This window comes from Enterococcus sp. AMC1251 (assembly GCF_058216535.1).
This window is the reverse complement of the sequence record NZ_CM177098.1, coordinates 1,783,013-1,799,505: the sequence shown is the minus strand read 5'-3', so window position 1 is coordinate 1,799,505 and position 16,493 is coordinate 1,783,013. Positions and strand designations below refer to the sequence as shown.

The following is a 16,493-nucleotide window of genomic DNA, read 5'->3' as shown; positions in this document are numbered from 1 at the left end:
AGTTTTAGGAAATGAGGGTAGGTATGAAAGATATAAAATATAAAGAAGGTGAGTGGCAATCGCTATCTGAAGGAATCGTCCTATTAACCAGCTCAGGTCTATTCCAATGGCTCGCAGAAGCGGATCATATCAGTGATGATGCAAAAAGCTCTTGCGACACATACGATGTGGATCACGCTATAGACATAGATACAGCAAGTAATACAAATTATGAAGAAACAGAGTATCGGTTGACCTTGTTACAACAAGCTATTCAGCATGTACCAGACACACTTTCTGGCGGAGTAGATCAGCCATTTTACAATGCGATGGATTCCTTGATAGAAAAATTAAGTAACATGAACATCATGGGCTAAGAAACAATGGCAAGGGGATCATTTTCTAACGGCGTAAATAGTGCCGGTGTCGCCATGCCTAAAATGAAAGTGACATTAGAAGACCTTTTAGGCAATAGTTCTCCCCTAACGGACTATCTTCGTGTAGAATATAATCAGATGAAGCAACAAATCGGTGAAGTCAGTTTTGAAGACTATAAAAGAATGGCTTTTGCGGATACCTCTTTTGATTACTATTCTAGAAAAGAAGAAATAAAGGATTTAGCTGTAACATTAGTGATAAATGGTGCATTACTAGCAATAGGCGGCGCATTACCGTGGCCAGTCATGGTGGCGTTAGGACTGGCTTCTGGTGGAAAGAATATCAGTGATACTTTACGTGGAAAAGACCTAGTTACAGGGAAAAAGCTATCTGCAGGAGACCGTATTTTACGAGGATTATCGGGTGTTGCAGATGTAGCCTTGGCGGGGTATGGAACGTATAAAGGGCTTAGACCACGAAAAGGAACGACAAAGGTGGTTGTTTCTGGGAAAGGTAAAGAAGTTGGTGGATTAGGTTCGGGTAAAGTTGACGATTTTAGTAATTTACAAGGTGCTAGTATTGATGACATTTTATCTAGAATTCCTAAAGATGCAAACAAACGTGTTTTAACCCCTCAACCTGGAAAAGTTACAGAAGGATTTGAATATAAGTGGACTGCAAGTGATGGATCTACAATGAAAGTAAGGGTACATGGTCCTGATCAATCTGCACCTATTGGGAGCAATGCGGCTAATGGATGGATAGCAAGAATTCAAAAAGGAAATAAATACTTAGACCCTATATCAGGAGAATTTCAACCCAAAGGAATCGTGAATCCTAGAAGTCCTAATTTCAATGAAGAGTTAGCAAATGGAACTCACATACCGATTCAGACACCAAAAAAATAGATAGGATGAATAAATATGGAAATTGCAAACACTATAACTACAATTCTAAATAATCCTGATGTTAGCAAAGAAAACAAAATAAATACATTAAGTGATATAAATGATTATTTGGAATATGGAGATATTGAAAAAAAGGAGGTAATTAAAGTTTTAAACTTACTCATAAAATATGTAGCAAAACAAACGGATGATGAGCTTAAGGAAGAAACCTTAAATGCTATTACAACGGGAGAAAATTATCAACAAGTCGATGAAGAATTGGATATAATTCCTATAATTGAAAACATAGAGAATTTTAATGACCAATGCCTCAGTTATGTTTTGTCAATATTGGGATATTCTGGAAAAGAGCAGTATAGAAACCTAATAGAAAGCTATAAAGAAAATCCAAAACTTGAAGACGATGTAGAAGATGCATTGCTGGAATTAGATTATAGAGTAAAAAAATATTAATTCTAATGTTTTTAATTTAATTAATAACTATTTAAATATGACAAATGAAATTGAAATAGTGTTTCCAGCTCAAAAACAACTATATATTATATCTAGGAAGATCAATCATCTTAAATGGTGATTGGTCTATTTTTGTGTTTTAAGGAGGGAATGAACAAGTACCAAAAGAAATTCAATTGTATTGCTGGAATTTGATCGACAAAAAAAGAAGTGAAGCTGAAACAGAATTAGACTATTTACAAATCTTTGAGTTCAATCCAGATAATCAATACCAAGCAATAGAAGTTATCTATTGAAATATCAGAAGATAAAACGGAAGGGCTGGTGAATTGGTTTGGCAGATAAAATTACAGTAGATCCTGGTGAGTTATCCGATATTACAAGTAAGATTCAAAGCGTTGTTAGCGAATTAGAATCATCCTACGGTTCCTTACAAACTATTACAGGAAGTGAGTATTATGTGGAAGGAATGGCGCAAGGACAAGTCGCACTGTTCAATGTTGTGACAGCTCGCATGGAAGAATTGATTTCCCATTATGCTCGATTAGGAGAGTATGTGACCTATGCAGGAGAAACCTTTGTGGAGTTGGATCAATCGGTCAGTAGCGACATAAAGTCAAAGGAGAAATAATAGTCAGTAGTTTTAGGAAATGAGGGTAGGTATGAAAGATGTAAAATATAAAGAAGGTGAGTGGCAATCGCTATCTGAAGGAATCGTCCTATTAACCAGCTCAGGTCTATTCCAATGGCTCGCAGAAGCGGATCGTATCAGTGATGATGCAAAAAGCTTTTGCGACACATATGATGTGGATCACGCTATAGACATAGATACAGCTAGTAATACAAATTATGAAGAATTAGAAAACCGATTAATCTTATTACAACAAGCTATTCAACATGTACCAGACACACTTTCTGGCGGAGTAGATCAGCCATTTTACAATGCGATGGATTCCTTGATAGAGAAATTAAGTAACATGAACATCATGGGCTACGAAACAATGGCAAGAGGGTCATTTTCTAACGGCGTAAATAGCGAAGGTGTCGCTATGCCAAAAATGAAAGTGACACTAGAAGATCTTTTAGGAAATAGTTCTCCCCTAACGGACTATCTTCGTGTAGAATATAATCAGATGAAGCAACAAATCGGTGATGTTAGTTTTGAAGAGTATAAAAATATGGCTTTTGCGATACCTCTTTTGATTACTATTCTAGAAAAGAAGAAATAAAGGATTTAGCCGTAACATTAGTGATAAATGGTGCATTACTAGCAATAGGCGGCGCATTACCGTGGCCAGTCATGGTGGCGTTAGGACTGACTTCTGGTGGAAAGAATATCAGTGATACTTTACGTGGGAAAGACCTATTTACAGGGAAAAAGCTGTCTGCAGGAGACCGCATTTTACAAGGCTTATCGGGCATTGCAGATGTAGCCTTAGCAGGATATGGAACGTATAAAGGACTTAGACCACGAAAAGGAACGACGAAGGTGGTTGTTTCTGGGAAAGGTAGTGGGGGGAAAGTTCCAACTTTAAATTCTTTATCAGATGAAGTAGCAAGTTCTTTAGGTGGAAAAGCTTCACCATTAAAGAACGGATTTAAAGTTGAAATTCCGAATGGAAGAAAGCCTATTGTCGTAAGAATTATGGATGAAGGAAGTGGAGGACGAGGCAAACCATATTATAGGGTTAGTATAGATGGTAAAGGTTCATTAACGCCTGAAGGTATAATTTCTAGTGATAGAGGGTTAACTCATATTGACCTTAGCGAGAACTCAATGAGTGAAATTACTAATATCATAAATAATTATTTAGGAAGGAAGGAAATTAAAGTGTCTATTCAGCAAAGAATGAATGAATTATTTGAATCAAAAATAGTATCTTATTCAATGGATATTTTAGAAAATAAGTTAAGTTTGGAATTAGAATTGTTAGAAAATGAGGTAATAACAAATTATAGTGTAGAATTCTTGAACGTTAGCACATTCTATTTTATAAACAACACTATAGATGAGCGAAAAGAGATGTATCCTCCTGAAAAAGATGATTATTTAGAGCTAACAAGTATCAATCTATCAAATGATGCAATCAATATTTCTTTAGATTGTGAAGAAGAAGTTTGGTTGAAGCAATATAACGGTTGTGGAAAAGTTATATTGGAAATTTGGAGTAAATTAGTAGTTTTGGAAGCAGATAAGTTTAAAGTAAACGATGATGTTTATGTTTTATAAGTTTAATTAACGCCGATAGTAAAATTAAGCTAGACAACTAAATAAGTCATTTGTGCTACACTCAAAATAGTTCCGACCAAAGAATTATAAGGAGTGAAGACAAATGACCTATACTCATCTTACATCAAATGAACTCGTGATGATAGAAGCTTATTTCAATATGAGCCAACCTGTTACGATGGTTTCTAAGACTTTAACTCGTTCTAGACAGACAATCTACAATGTTTACAACTTCCTGAAACAAGGAAAATCTATCTGTGACTATTACCAACAATATAAAGAAAATAAAACACGTTGTGGTCGACAACCCATTAGTTTGCCTACAAAACAGCATGATTACATTCAATCTATGGTGGCTCAAGGGTGGACACCTGATGTGATTATTGGTCGAGCTGAGTTTCCTATTTCATGCTCTGTTAGAACACTTTATCGTCAGTTTAAAGCGAATCAATTTGATTGCTCAAAACTACCAATGAAAGGGAAACGAAAGCCCAACGGGCATAAAGAACGTCGTGGAAAGCAAGCATTTAAACGCAATATTTCAGAACGATCCACTGACTACCCTAATTTCCAACAGGAATTTGGGCATTTAGAAGGTGACACAATTGTTGGCGTTCATCATAAAAGTGCCATCATCACTCTAGTTGAACGCCTTTCAAAAGTGATTATTACATTAAAACCAAATGGTCGGAAAGCATTGGATATTGAAAAAGCGACAACTGATTGGCTACAAAAGATTCCCAGAAACTTGTTCAAATCCATTACCTTTGATTGTGGAAAAGAATTTTCAAATTGGAAAAACATGAGTAATGTCAATGATATTTCTATCTATTTTGCAGACCCTGGAACCCCCTCACAACGCGGATTAAATGAGCATTCGAATGGGTTATTACGTAAAGATGGGCTGCCTAAAACAATGGATTTTAATCAAGTTGACCAAGCTTTTGTTGCGGCTGTCACCTCTAAAAGAAATCACATACCAAGGAAATCTTTAAATTATCGAACACCATTAGAAGTATTTTTGAGTTACATAAATGAAAGACATTTGTCTAGCTTAATTTGACAAATCAAATAAATAAAAAAGGCACTCTATCACAAGACTGGTAATCAAATGATAGAGCCTTGACTAGTAAGCAAGCACTCACTAATCAAGTTGCCAATAGCTAACAAAAGCTAGCTGTATTTATTATACAAAAGTTCAAGGCATTTTCCATTAGTTGGAAAGTGTCTTTTTCAATTTAGTTAAGGCAATTTTTTCCCTAATAATCAACTAATCTGAGTATAAGGAAGAAAAAGATTTTTGTTCAATTGAAGCAACAAAGATGTAACGAGTGCATGTAATCGAATAATAATAATTCTTTAATTATAAATAACCCGTACATCTGCAGGTACATAATCCCCCTGGTATTGTTTACGGAATTGGTGAGGGGATTGACCTACCTTTTTTTTGAATAATTTACTAAAGTATGTCGGATCGATATATCCAACTGTCCCAGAAATTTCAGAGATAGATTCTTCTGTTTTCATTAATAATTGTTTTGCTTTTTCAACTCTATAAGTTGTAAGGTAATCGATAAAATTCATACCAACAGTTTCTTTAAAGAAACGACTAACATAGTTGCGATTTAAATGCATAATATTTGCTAGTGTTGTTAAACTAATTTCTTCATTAAAATGCGCATGAATATAATCAAAAATAGTATTGATTTGTTCTTTTGCTAGAACAGTAGGTTTATTATTTAAAATATCCATTAAAGAAACTTGATTTAGTGATTTTACACAACGATCAATCGCAAATTTTAATTCATTAAAATCAATCGGTGTTAGTAAGTAATCGATTACACCACACCGTAAGGCATGCTGAATGCTTTCAAAATTATTGCGTTCAGTCAAAATAATTATTTTAATGTTAGGTAGTTGTTGAACTATCTTACGTTTGACGATAAAACCATCAACGTCTAGGTAATCAATGGCAATCAAGAGAATTTCTGGAAGAAATTTTTCAGCAATGATTAGAGCTTCCTGTTCTGTTTCAGCTGGAGGCAAAATATTTATATTCATAAATGTATCGTTGATAAATTGCTTCAATGTACGCTGGTCTTTTTCGTTATTACTGACAATCAATAATCGGCACATACATAACTCCTCTTTTCTTTAATAGAATAATCGTGCTCTTGTTTGTGAAATATCCTTTATAACTCTATAATACCTTTAATAAAACAACCTTTCAAGTGTAATTGTTTGTGAAAAAAATACGGAAATAAGTATATTTTTTCCATAATATTCTTAAATTATTCCCTAACAAATTATTGTAAATAGTTTAAAATTAATTTGTAAGCGTTTAACAAAAAAAGGAGTGTTCAAATATGGCAGAAGTAATAAAAGTAAATGAAATTGAAAAACTAGTCGAAAAAGCAAAGCAAGCACAAGTAAAGTATGGAAATTATACTCAAGAACAAGTGGATACTATCGTAAAAAGAGTCTATCAAAAGACGCTTGACAACGCAGAAAAATTAGCACTTTCTGCAAACGAAGAGACTGGATTTGGCAAAGTGTCTGATAAAATAATCAAAAATACCTTTGCAAGTGAGCAAGTCTACGAAAGTATCAAAGATTTACCTACCGTTGGTGTAATTAATCGTCGTAAAGAAGAAAAAATAATTGAAATTGGTATTCCCTTAGGGGTTGTAGCAGGTTTGATTCCATCAACAAATCCAACTGCTACAGTCATTTTCAAGTCATTAATTGCATTAAAAACTAGAAATGCCATTGTCTTTTCACCTCATCCCAAAGCTTTAAAATCTATTTTGATGGCAGTAGAAATTATTGAGAGTGCTGCGATTGAAGCAGGGGCACCAACAGGTTTAGTTCAAGTGATTCAAGAACCAACATTAGACGCGACGGGTGCTTTGATGAAGCATACAGACGTTTCACTGATCCTTGCTACTGGTGGTAAAGCAATGGTTCAAGCTGCTTATAGTTCTGGAAACCCAGCAATTGGAGTAGGTCCTGGAAATGTACCTGCATTGATCGATGCCACAGCAGATATTGCTCATGCGATTGATTGTGTGGTCCGTAGTAAAACCTTTGATAATGGAATCATTTGTGCCTCAGAGCAAGCGCTCGTTGTAGATAAAGCTGTGAAAAAAGCGGTTGTTACGGAATTGAAAGTTAAAAAAGCTTATTTTATGAATGAAGAAGAATCAGCAAAAGTTAGTCAATTTATTTTGAGAGAGATCGGCACATTAAATCCGGATATCGTTGGGAAAAGTGCAACAGATGTTGCGAATTTAGTGGGTATCTCTGTCCCAGAAGAAACAACTATCTTAATCTCAGAGCAAACAGAAATCGGTCAGCATAATCCCTATTCAAGAGAAAAACTAACACCAATTCTAGGATTATTCACAGTTGATTCCTTTGAAAATGGCATAGAAACATGTAAAGCACTGCTTGCTAATGAAGGAACAGGTCACACTGCAGTAATCCATACAACAAAAGCTGCTAATGCAGAAACATTTGGTTTAGAAATGAGAGCATCACGCATTTTAGTGAATACATTAGGTGCATTAGGAGCAATTGGCGCAACAACAAACTTAGCGCCTTCAATGACACTAGGTTGTGGTGCAATGGGCGGGAGTAGTACAACTGATAATGTAACGGCTCATCATTTAATGAATGTAAAACGCATCGCTTACGGTGTTGAATAAGTAGCAAACGAATGAGTTAAAATAAAATATCCTGTAATTGCGATTTAAGACAGTCGTTAATTACAGGATATTTTTTATTTCCAGTGGTTTAATTCACTTATTTCATCAGTTTTTCTTGCATCTTAGACAAGCTTTAGGTAAACTAGTAAGGATTGAAAACTTGTCAAGGAGGTAATTTGAATGGCAAATCCAACAATTGCAATTGTCGGGCGCCCGAATGTAGGGAAATCGACGATTTTTAACCGTATAGCTGGTGAGAGAATCTCTATCGTAGAAGATACACCAGGGGTAACAAGAGACCGTATTTACACCACAGGAGAGTGGTTGGGACGTGAGTTTAGTATTATTGATACAGGTGGTATCGATCTAAGTGACGAACCGTTTATGGATCAAATCAAGCATCAAGCTGAAATTGCTATTGAAGAAGCAGATGTCATTATTTTTGTCGCAAGCGGCAGAGAAGGTGTTACAGATGCAGATGAGTTAGTGGCAAGAATTTTGTATCGCAGCAATAAACCAGTAATTTTGGCTGTAAATAAAGTTGACAACCCTGAAATGAGAAATGATATTTATGAATTTTATTCTTTAGGCTTAGGTGATCCATTTCCTATTTCTGGAAGTCATGGTTTAGGTATCGGAGATGTTCTGGATGAAGCAGTTAAACATTTTTCAACTGAGATCGAAGAGGAAGACGAAGATACCATCAAATTCAGTTTGATTGGACGTCCAAATGTTGGTAAATCATCCTTGATCAATGCGATTCTTGGTGAAGACCGTGTGATTGTTTCAGAAATTGAAGGAACAACTCGTGATGCGATCGATACGCATTTTGAATCAGAAGATGGACAAAAATTCTTGATGATCGACACAGCTGGTATGCGTAAACGTGGCAAAGTGTATGAATCAACAGAAAAATACAGTGTCATGCGTGCAATGCGTGCGATTGAGCGCTCAGATATTGTTTTAATGGTTTTAAATGCGGAAGAGGGAATTCGGGAACAAGATAAGAAAGTTGCAGGATACGCTCATGAAGCAGGATGTGGCATTATCATTGTTGTCAATAAGTGGGATACTGTTGAAAAAGAAACCAATACGATGCGAGACTTTGAAGAAGAAATTAGAGAAGAGTTTCGTTATCTTGACTATGCACCAATCATCTTTGTTTCTGCATTAACGAAACAACGCTTAAACAAATTACCAGAATTAATCGAACTTGTCAGTATGAATCAAAATTTACGTATTCCTTCTGCTTTGTTGAATGATGTCGTAATGGATGCTATCGCGATCAATCCAACGCCTACAGATAAAGGTAAACGCTTGAAAGTTTTTTATGGAACACAAGTAGCAATTAAGCCCCCAACATTTGTTATTTTTGTAAATGAAGAAGAATTAATGCACTTTTCGTATGCGCGTTTCCTAGAAAATCAAATTCGTAAAGCGTTCACTTTTGAAGGAACACCAATCAAAATTATCCCAAGAAGGCGTAAATAGCGCATTTTACCACACTTTTTTCAAATGTACAAATAAATTCGTTGAGTTCTAAAAAAAAATGATATTTTTTGAAAAAACTGGTTAAAACGTATTAAAAACCTTGCTATTACAAGCTTCCTATGATATCGTGATAACAGAATATTGATCCAATTCAATATTTGTACGTCATTTTTGGACCACTCAAAAATAAGCGTAAATTAGATATCTTTTAGATATCCTATCCTTGTGGAGGAGGTGAAATAATCCATGGCAAATAAAGCAGAATTAATCGAAAACGTTGCATCTTCAACTGGTCTAACTAAAAAAGACGCAACTGCAGCAGTGGATGCTGTATTTTCAACAATCCAAGAATCTCTTGCTAAAGGTGAAAAAGTTCAATTAATCGGTTTTGGTAACTTTGAAGTACGCGAACGCGCTGCTCGTAAAGGTCGTAACCCACAAACTGGTAAAGAAATTCAAATCGCTGCAAGTAAAGTACCTGCGTTCAAACCAGGTAAAGCCTTGAAAGATGCTGTTAAATAAGACAGTTCTTAGAACCCTTGAGTTTTCAAGGGTTCTTTCTTTTGGTTCTAACAAAGAAAAATTGAAAAAACCAATCTTCTCAGATTGGCTAAACGGATAATGAATAATCAGCTATGTCTGAAAATTTATATCATACTATGAACATTGCAAAGTGCTGATTATTCAAATCCGACTGAATCACTAAGTTTCTAAAGAACAGTTACATTTAAGAAGTGCGCTATTTTCCTCAGAAGTTGACTGTTTTTTGAAACAGGTTCATTATAAACGATAATTATGAACTTTTTACATATAGAAATTAGAAAATATACACTTAAATAGTGAATCAATAATGACTGTTTTTTTAAATCGAAAAGACGAATTTCTTTGCTTGACGTTTTTCTAGTTGCCAAAAAACATCCCTCTTTCTGTTTTTTGGCAACTAATGGTAGAATGTAGGAAAGGAGTGTTATCGATGGAAGTAGTTTATAAGAAAAATCATTTACAAACAACAATTATCTATGGCGAAACTTTTGCCTCACAGATCAAATTTGCTTCAATTGAGTCGAAACATCTTTTTTTGGTTACTAATCAGCGATATTATGATTTATTTTCAGAGAAACTAATTCAGCTTTTTGATGACAAACAAGAATTAGATTGGTATATTTGTAAGAATGACACACACTGCAATAATATGAATGAGTTGGAAAGTATCTTAGATTTTTTAGCAGAGTTTGATCACCAACAGGAGTTTCTTTTTCTAGGAGTTGGAAATGAAGGGGTTGTGCAGTTAACAAATTTTCTTCATAAAACATCCGTGCTTACTTCTGATTGTTGGCTCTTGCCATTATCGATTCAATCGTTAAGTACAAGCTTGATTCCTGATGTGCATATAGAATTAAAGACTTATCCAGTTTTGCAGAGCTCAGTATTAGCAGAAAAAATAATCTATGATCGTACATTAACTACTGACCATGGAGAGGGAAAATTAATTGATTTTCTTGTTTTTATACGCTGTGGATTAGTTTGTAATCACGATTTCTTGCGAATGCTTTTTAAAAATTATGGCGATGCTACACGATTGAATCAGCAATCATTTAATGGTATGTTGGATGAAATGATCCGTTATTATGAAAAAAATGGTCAAATAATCGACCAATTCGGCAAATTATTTGAGCAAGGATTTTTAGAAACTAGCAATGGCCATATACTGTCCGGTCATATGAAACGATTTTTAGGCTGTTTATTACAGTTGCTCTGGTCTCAAGAGGTCAATCAGTTTTCGTTTCATTATAAAAATTTTATCATATGGTTAATACATTTAGGTTTCCCTGTTGATTTTCCAGAACAAATTTTAGTCAGTGATTATGTGGAAGGTATTTTAAAATGTGTAGACCGAGGTGAGAAGGCTGCTTTATTGAAGGAAGTAGGAGTGCTTGATCATATGCAGAAACCTAAAATAGAAGACCTTTTAATAACGATAGAAAAATATAAAATTATTTTAAAAGAAATTAGAGGATAAAAGATGATAACTTATAGTGAAAAAATGTTGCAAGCATTGCATGAAGAAGAGTTAGCACAAGCACAATTGATGCTGGCAGAAGCAATAAGAAAAGATGATGAGGATATACTTGCTGATCTAGGGGAGGAATTGTTATCACTTGGTTTTTTGGAAGAATCAAAAATAGTTTTTGAACATTTGTTAACAGTTTATCCTGATGCAGATGGTTTGAATATTCCTTTGGCGGAAATTGCTATAGAGAACAATAAGATTGATGATGCTTTTATCTATTTAGAAAAAGTAGGAAAAGATAGTGATAGTTATGTTCAAAGTTTACTTGTAATAGCAGATTTATATCAAGTAATTGGAATACCTGAAGTGAGTGAGGCCAAATTGAAAGAAGCACAGCAGTTGATACCAGATGAACCGTTGATTTTATTTGCTTTAGGTGAGTTGTATTTTTCTAATGGTCAATTTCAAGAAGCCTCTGTTACCTACAAGGAACTACTTGAAGTGCAAGTGACAGAACTCTCTAACGTATCAATCAATGAACGTTTAGGCAGCAGTCACAGCATGTCGGGCGATTTTGAAGGAGCGATTCCATTTTTAGAAAAAGCTTTAAAAGAGGGGCAGACAGATGATCGTTTATTCCAATTAGCATTTACTTACTTACAACTTCATGAAAATCAAAAAGCAATTGCTTTGTTACAACAATTAAGAGCATTGAATCCGCATTATCAATCTTTGTACCTGTCTTTAGGCGAAGCGTTACAAGAAGAAGAACAAGTGGAAGAAGCACAAACTGTTTTAGCAGAAGGAATCAAAGAGAACCCTTTCCAAGTAGATTTATATCAATTAGCAGCGGAGAATGCTTATCGACTGCATGATACAAAAAAAGCAGAATCATTATTAAAGCAAGCTTTAGATCTTGGTGAAAAAACCGATGAGACAAGGCTTACGCTAAGTAATTTGTATTTGAATGAACATCGGTTCGATGAAGTAATCGAAGTGGTAAAACAAATGGAAGAACAAGGTCATCCATATGGAGAGTGGAATTTAGCTCATGCATATAATGAACTGGAAGAGTTTGCTTTAGCGAAAGTACATTTCGAGCAAGCCTATCAAGAACTTTCTCATGAACCTGAATTTTTGAAAGAATATGCTGTTTTTCTTCGTGAAGAAGGACAATTAGAACAAGCGAAAGAGTTATTGCAGCACTATCTTCAACACGAGCCAGGGGATAATGAGGCACAATCCCTGTTAGATGATATTGAAGAAAGATAGGTGGTAAGATGTTTGTCAATGTTGCGGATAAAAAAGAATTTTTAGTTTGGCTAGTGAATAATATTTCATTTAGCCAAAGAGAAGTGTTGTGGATTTTAAATTATTTGATCAATCATGAAGCTATTTTAAATAATGTACATTTTATTGAGCAGGCGAATAAAACAGTGCGCGGGATAAAAGTCACTGCAAGAGAAATAGATGACGAACCGATCCGTTTATTTTTATCAGAGAAAGAATTTACAGATACAGATCAAGTTTTCCATGAAATTCGTATGAACTGGAAAGAAGCTCTTTATGTGGAATGTGTCTTTGAAGGATCTTGGCAAAACAGCTTGTATTTATCAATTCTTGAAGATAACCCATATGCTCGCTGGAATGAACAAGTAAGTGAAGAAGTGATTGAAAGCATAAATGATTTTTTTGCGCATGAAGAAAAACAAGCAAAACTAGCTTTGTTGTATAGTCAAATTGATTTAGCGTTGGAAGATAATAATTATGAAGCATTTTTAGAATTGACAGATGAATTGAATCGGTTAAAAAAATAAAAAAAGTGGGAAATAACTCTACGAGTCACATCCCAGCCTCAAAGAATCCGAATACAGGTTGGTGCAGAAGCGACTTCTCCAAAAATAAGAGGAAATTCTTCTGTTCCAACCTCTCTTTATCCTGTCTTAATTAAGTTTTTTTGGGTTTGAAGAGCATTTTTGTTGGTCTGGAATAGGTAAATCCTTCGCCAATTGCTTCATGTACATTGAGGACGGAAATAAATGCTTTTGTGTCTAATTCATGAACGATTCGTTTGATTTCCATTATTTCACTAGGACTAACAACAACATAAAGGACTTTTTTATCCACTTGAGAGTAACCGCCTTGGCCATCTAAATACGTTACACCGCGCTCCAAAAGTGCCATGATTACTTCACCAATATCCTCTGAACGATCAGAAATTATCAAAATACCTTTAGCAGCATAAGCACCATCCAAAACAGAATCAACGACTTTACTGAAAACAAATGAAACGATTAAGGTGTACATCATTCTTTTGACATCAATATAGCTTAAAGAGAGAATCAAAACCAAAATATCAAAGATCAACAAAGAACGTCCCATGCTAATGCCATAATTTTTTTCCAATATTCGAGCAATCACATCGGTTCCACCGGTCGTTCCACCTACACGATAAACCAATCCACTGCCGACTCCAGCAGCGAGTCCCGCTAACAACGAGGCAATCAATAAATCATGATCTAAATTAACTGCTATAGGAAAACGTTGCCATAGCCACAAAAAAACAGACAAAGAAACGGTTCCTAAAATCGTATAATAAAATGAATGCTTTCCTAAAACTCTTCCTCCGATCAAGATCAATGGAATATTGATGATCAAAGTTGAATAAGCTGGATCGATATAAAAAAGTGCTCGTAAAATCAAAGTAATCCCAGTTACTCCGCCTTCAGCTAAATCATTTGCAATATTAAACGTTACTAACCCAAATGCATAAAGACATGTGCCAGCTAAAATCAACAGAATGTCTTTAACGTAAAAATTTTTTTCTTCAATCATAATAATCACTCCTAAAACCTATTGAGCTAATGCTGTTTAACTTTATACTTAAGAAAAATCTATTCAGTACTCACTTTATCATTCTCCTTATAAAACAACAAGTAGAACCTTTTCAGATGGCAAAGTTTTTGATAAGATGAGTAGTAGAAAGGTTGGGGTAAAATGAAAGACGACAATCAATCGTTGCGTTCTATGCAAGAAGAAGTAGATACGTATATCCAACAATTTAAAACAGGTTATTTTTCTCCATTAAGCCAGATGGCACGATTAACAGAAGAAGTAGGTGAATTAGCGAGAGAGATTAATCATTATTATGGTGAAAAACCTAAAAAGATAGATGAACAGCCAAAAACTGTTTCAGAAGAACTAGGGGATGTATTATTCGTCACGATGATAATGGCTAATTCATTAGATATAGATTTAACAGAGGCATTTAAAAAAAATATGAAAAAATTCAATCAACGAGATAAATATAGATTTGAACGGAAGGATGGGCAAATAAATGATTAAAATTGTAGTCGCAGGTTTTAAGGGGAAAATGGGTGCAACCGCAACCAAGATGGTTTTAAATCATGAAGACTTTGAACTAGTAGGTGTACTAGATCCATTTGAAGAAAAGGACAATCTTAACGAATTAGCAGAGTACCCAATGATAAATGTACCTATTTTCAAAACAAAAGAAGATATCATATCTGTTATGCCTAATGTTTGGATAGATTTTACGATACCAGATGTAGCTTATGAAAACACCAGATTTGCTATTGAAAACAATATCTCTCCAGTGGTTGGAACAACTGGTTTGACAGAAGAGCAGTTAGGTGAATTAACTGATCAATCAGAAATATTGAATGTTGGTGGTTTAATAGCGCCCAATTTTGCTGTAGGCGCGGTTTTAATGATGCAATTCGCTCAAAAAGCTGCTGAATATTTTCCAGATGTTGAAATTATCGAGTTGCATCACGACAATAAATTAGATGCCCCAAGTGGAACTGCTATTAAAACAGCTGAAATGATGAGTAAAGTTCGTTCAATGAAAAAACAAGGACATCCAGAAGAAAAAGAATTAATTAAAGGTGCTCGTGGAGCTGATTTTGAAGGAATGAAAATCCATAGTGTTCGTTTGCCAGGCATGATTGCCCATCAGCAAGTTCAATTTGGCGGTGTTGGAGAAGGATTGACAATTAGACATGATTCTTATGACCGTAGTTCATTTATGACGGGGGTAGCTTTAGGTTGTAAAAAAGTTGTACATTTAAATAAATTAGTCTACGGATTGGAAAATCTATTATGAAACTAGATACCATACCAGATGAATTTACTAGAGCAGCAAATGTGCTAAAAGAAATACAAGCTCATGGATTTGAAGCGTATTTTGTCGGTGGAAGTGTTCGTGATGCGTTATTAAAACAACCCATACATGATGTTGATATTGCTACTAGTGCGTATCCAGAAGAAATCAAACAACTATTTCATCGTACGATTGATGTGGGAATTGATCATGGAACAGTACTTGTATTAGTTGGTGAAGAGCAATATGAAATCACAACATTTAGAACAGAATCAACATACCAAGACTTTAGACGCCCAGATACGGTAACTTTTGTTCGCTCATTAAAAGAAGATTTGAAGCGTCGTGATTTTACAATTAATGCTTTGGCAATGGACGTTGATGGAGAAATTATTGATTTATTTGATGGGATGGCTGATTTGGACCAACAGATTGTTCGTGCTGTCGGAAATCCTAAAGAACGATTTCATGAGGATGCGTTGCGAATGATGAGAGGGCTCCGTTTTGCCAGTCAATTAGATTTTACAATTGAAGCAAATACACTATCCGCCATTGTGGAATTTCATCCACTATTAAGCAAAATATCTGTAGAACGAATCGCTGTGGAGTTTATCAAACTTTTGTTAGGTAGAAATCGACGAGCAGCTTTAATGCCCTTTATTGAGACAGAGTGTTATCAGTATTGTCCAGGATTAAAAGAATTCGGTGAAGCACTTTTTACATTTACGGATCTTCCAAATAAACAAATCGAATTAGAAAATCAAGCATGGACGTTATTGATCAAGACAATGGGATTAAAAGAAAGTCAAATTCGTCGTTTTTTAAAGGCATGGAAACAGTCTAACCAAATGATTCATGAAGTACAACAATTAATTTATGGATTGAACAGGCGTCTAGTAGGAGATTGGCAATCTATGGATTTGTTTAATTTAGGACTTGATGCATCATTATCTGTAGAAAAATTATTGTTTTATTACGGACAAAAGAGTAAACTTGAAGAAGTAAAAAAACGTTACAGACATTTACCGATTCATGATAGAAAACAACTTGCAGTTACTGGAAATGATTTATTAGATTATTTCAACAAAAAACCTGGAAAATGGGTAGGAGAGATGATTGAGAAAATTGAGATTGCTGTTGTGAATAGCCAAATAGCAAATGACAAAGAAATACTTATTGCATTTGCAAAAAGTAAGATCGATGAGGAGTGATA

At 34.8% G+C, this 16,493-nt stretch carries 18 protein-coding genes and 1 pseudogene; 17 read left to right on the top strand and 2 right to left on the bottom strand.

Annotated elements, in window-relative coordinates:
* Nucleotides 1-23 precede the first annotated feature (23 nt).
* From AC4BBR_RS08410 to AC4BBR_RS08375, 8 genes and pseudogenes are all read left to right on the top strand, one after another.
* Nucleotides 24-356, top strand: coding sequence for a hypothetical protein (locus AC4BBR_RS08410; RefSeq protein WP_490459134.1), 333 nt, complete (start codon nt 24-26; stop codon nt 354-356).
* 6 nt (nt 357-362) lie between these two features.
* Nucleotides 363-1,265: a polymorphic toxin type 30 domain-containing protein gene (locus AC4BBR_RS08405; protein ID WP_490459133.1), complete on the top strand. Its 903-nt coding sequence runs from the start codon at nt 363-365 to the stop codon at nt 1,263-1,265.
* 15 nt (nt 1,266-1,280) lie between these two features.
* Nucleotides 1,281-1,718 (top strand): hypothetical protein, encoded by a 438-nt coding sequence (locus AC4BBR_RS08400; protein WP_490459132.1) that lies wholly within the window; start codon nt 1,281-1,283, stop codon nt 1,716-1,718.
* 164 nt (nt 1,719-1,882) lie between these two features.
* A pseudogene (locus AC4BBR_RS08395) lies at nt 1,883-2,014 on the top strand (DUF960 domain-containing protein); the annotation flags it as partial.
* A gap of 38 nt (nt 2,015-2,052) precedes the next feature.
* The gene (locus AC4BBR_RS08390; protein ID WP_490459131.1) at nt 2,053-2,349 is read left to right on the top strand and encodes a hypothetical protein; all 297 of its coding nucleotides are present in this window, start codon (nt 2,053-2,055) and stop codon (nt 2,347-2,349) included.
* Nucleotides 2,350-2,380: 31 nt separating this feature from the next.
* Nucleotides 2,381-2,947 (top strand): hypothetical protein, encoded by a 567-nt coding sequence (locus AC4BBR_RS08385; RefSeq protein ID WP_490459130.1) that lies wholly within the window; start codon nt 2,381-2,383, stop codon nt 2,945-2,947.
* A gap of 20 nt (nt 2,948-2,967) precedes the next feature.
* A complete protein-coding gene (locus AC4BBR_RS08380; protein WP_490459129.1) occupies nt 2,968-3,948 on the top strand; it encodes a YxiG family protein in 981 nt (326 codons plus the stop codon).
* Nucleotides 3,949-4,051: 103 nt separating this feature from the next.
* Nucleotides 4,052-5,011 carry an IS30 family transposase gene (locus AC4BBR_RS08375; RefSeq protein WP_490459128.1) on the top strand — a complete coding sequence of 320 codons (960 nt, stop codon included), beginning with the start codon at nt 4,052-4,054 and terminating at the stop codon, nt 5,009-5,011.
* Nucleotides 5,012-5,307: 296 nt separating this feature from the next.
* Here the strand turns inward: AC4BBR_RS08375 and AC4BBR_RS08370 are convergent, their stop codons facing one another.
* Nucleotides 5,308-6,084 (bottom strand): helix-turn-helix domain-containing protein, encoded by a 777-nt coding sequence (locus AC4BBR_RS08370; protein WP_490459127.1) that lies wholly within the window; start codon nt 6,082-6,084, stop codon nt 5,308-5,310.
* A 230-nt stretch (nt 6,085-6,314) separates the two neighbouring features.
* On the opposite strand from AC4BBR_RS08370, the gene AC4BBR_RS08365 reads away from it, so the two are divergent.
* The 6 genes from AC4BBR_RS08365 (at nt 6,315) to AC4BBR_RS08340 (ending at nt 12,974) form a co-directional block, all read left to right on the top strand.
* Nucleotides 6,315-7,655 carry an acetaldehyde dehydrogenase (acetylating) gene (locus tag AC4BBR_RS08365; protein ID WP_490459126.1) on the top strand — a complete coding sequence of 447 codons (1,341 nt, stop codon included), beginning with the start codon at nt 6,315-6,317 and terminating at the stop codon, nt 7,653-7,655.
* A 180-nt stretch (nt 7,656-7,835) separates the two neighbouring features.
* A complete protein-coding gene (der, locus tag AC4BBR_RS08360) occupies nt 7,836-9,146 on the top strand; it encodes a ribosome biogenesis GTPase Der (protein ID WP_490459125.1) in 1,311 nt (436 codons plus the stop codon).
* A gap of 246 nt (nt 9,147-9,392) precedes the next feature.
* Entirely contained in the window at nt 9,393-9,668 is a 276-nt protein-coding gene (locus AC4BBR_RS08355) for an HU family DNA-binding protein (protein ID WP_010761417.1), read from the top strand.
* Between the two features lie 451 nt (nt 9,669-10,119).
* Complete coding sequence (locus tag AC4BBR_RS08350) at nt 10,120-11,166, top strand: hypothetical protein (RefSeq protein WP_490459124.1); 1,047 nt, start codon at nt 10,120-10,122, stop codon at nt 11,164-11,166.
* Nucleotides 11,167-11,169: 3 nt separating this feature from the next.
* Nucleotides 11,170-12,429 carry a tetratricopeptide repeat protein gene (locus AC4BBR_RS08345; RefSeq protein ID WP_490459123.1) on the top strand — a complete coding sequence of 420 codons (1,260 nt, stop codon included), beginning with the start codon at nt 11,170-11,172 and terminating at the stop codon, nt 12,427-12,429.
* A gap of 8 nt (nt 12,430-12,437) precedes the next feature.
* Nucleotides 12,438-12,974 (top strand): ReoY family proteolytic degradation factor, encoded by a 537-nt coding sequence (locus AC4BBR_RS08340; protein ID WP_490459122.1) that lies wholly within the window; start codon nt 12,438-12,440, stop codon nt 12,972-12,974.
* 130 nt (nt 12,975-13,104) lie between these two features.
* Here AC4BBR_RS08340 and AC4BBR_RS08335 read toward each other — a convergent pair whose 3' ends face one another.
* Nucleotides 13,105-13,992, bottom strand: a complete 888-nt coding sequence (locus AC4BBR_RS08335; RefSeq protein WP_490459121.1) for a YitT family protein — start codon at nt 13,990-13,992, stop codon at nt 13,105-13,107.
* 162 nt (nt 13,993-14,154) lie between these two features.
* On the opposite strand from AC4BBR_RS08335, the gene AC4BBR_RS08330 reads away from it, so the two are divergent.
* From AC4BBR_RS08330 to AC4BBR_RS08320, 3 genes are read left to right on the top strand one after another with little or no spacing between them, the layout of a single operon-like run.
* Nucleotides 14,155-14,502, top strand: a complete 348-nt coding sequence (locus tag AC4BBR_RS08330) for a nucleotide pyrophosphohydrolase (protein WP_490459120.1) — start codon at nt 14,155-14,157, stop codon at nt 14,500-14,502.
* Entirely contained in the window at nt 14,495-15,283 is a 789-nt protein-coding gene (dapB, locus tag AC4BBR_RS08325) for a 4-hydroxy-tetrahydrodipicolinate reductase (protein WP_490459119.1), read from the top strand. The genes AC4BBR_RS08330 and dapB overlap by 8 nt, the downstream gene beginning before the upstream one ends.
* A complete protein-coding gene (locus tag AC4BBR_RS08320; RefSeq protein WP_490459118.1) occupies nt 15,280-16,491 on the top strand; it encodes a CCA tRNA nucleotidyltransferase in 1,212 nt (403 codons plus the stop codon). The genes dapB and AC4BBR_RS08320 overlap by 4 nt, the downstream gene beginning before the upstream one ends.
* The last annotated feature ends 2 nt before the right edge of the window (nt 16,492-16,493 follow it).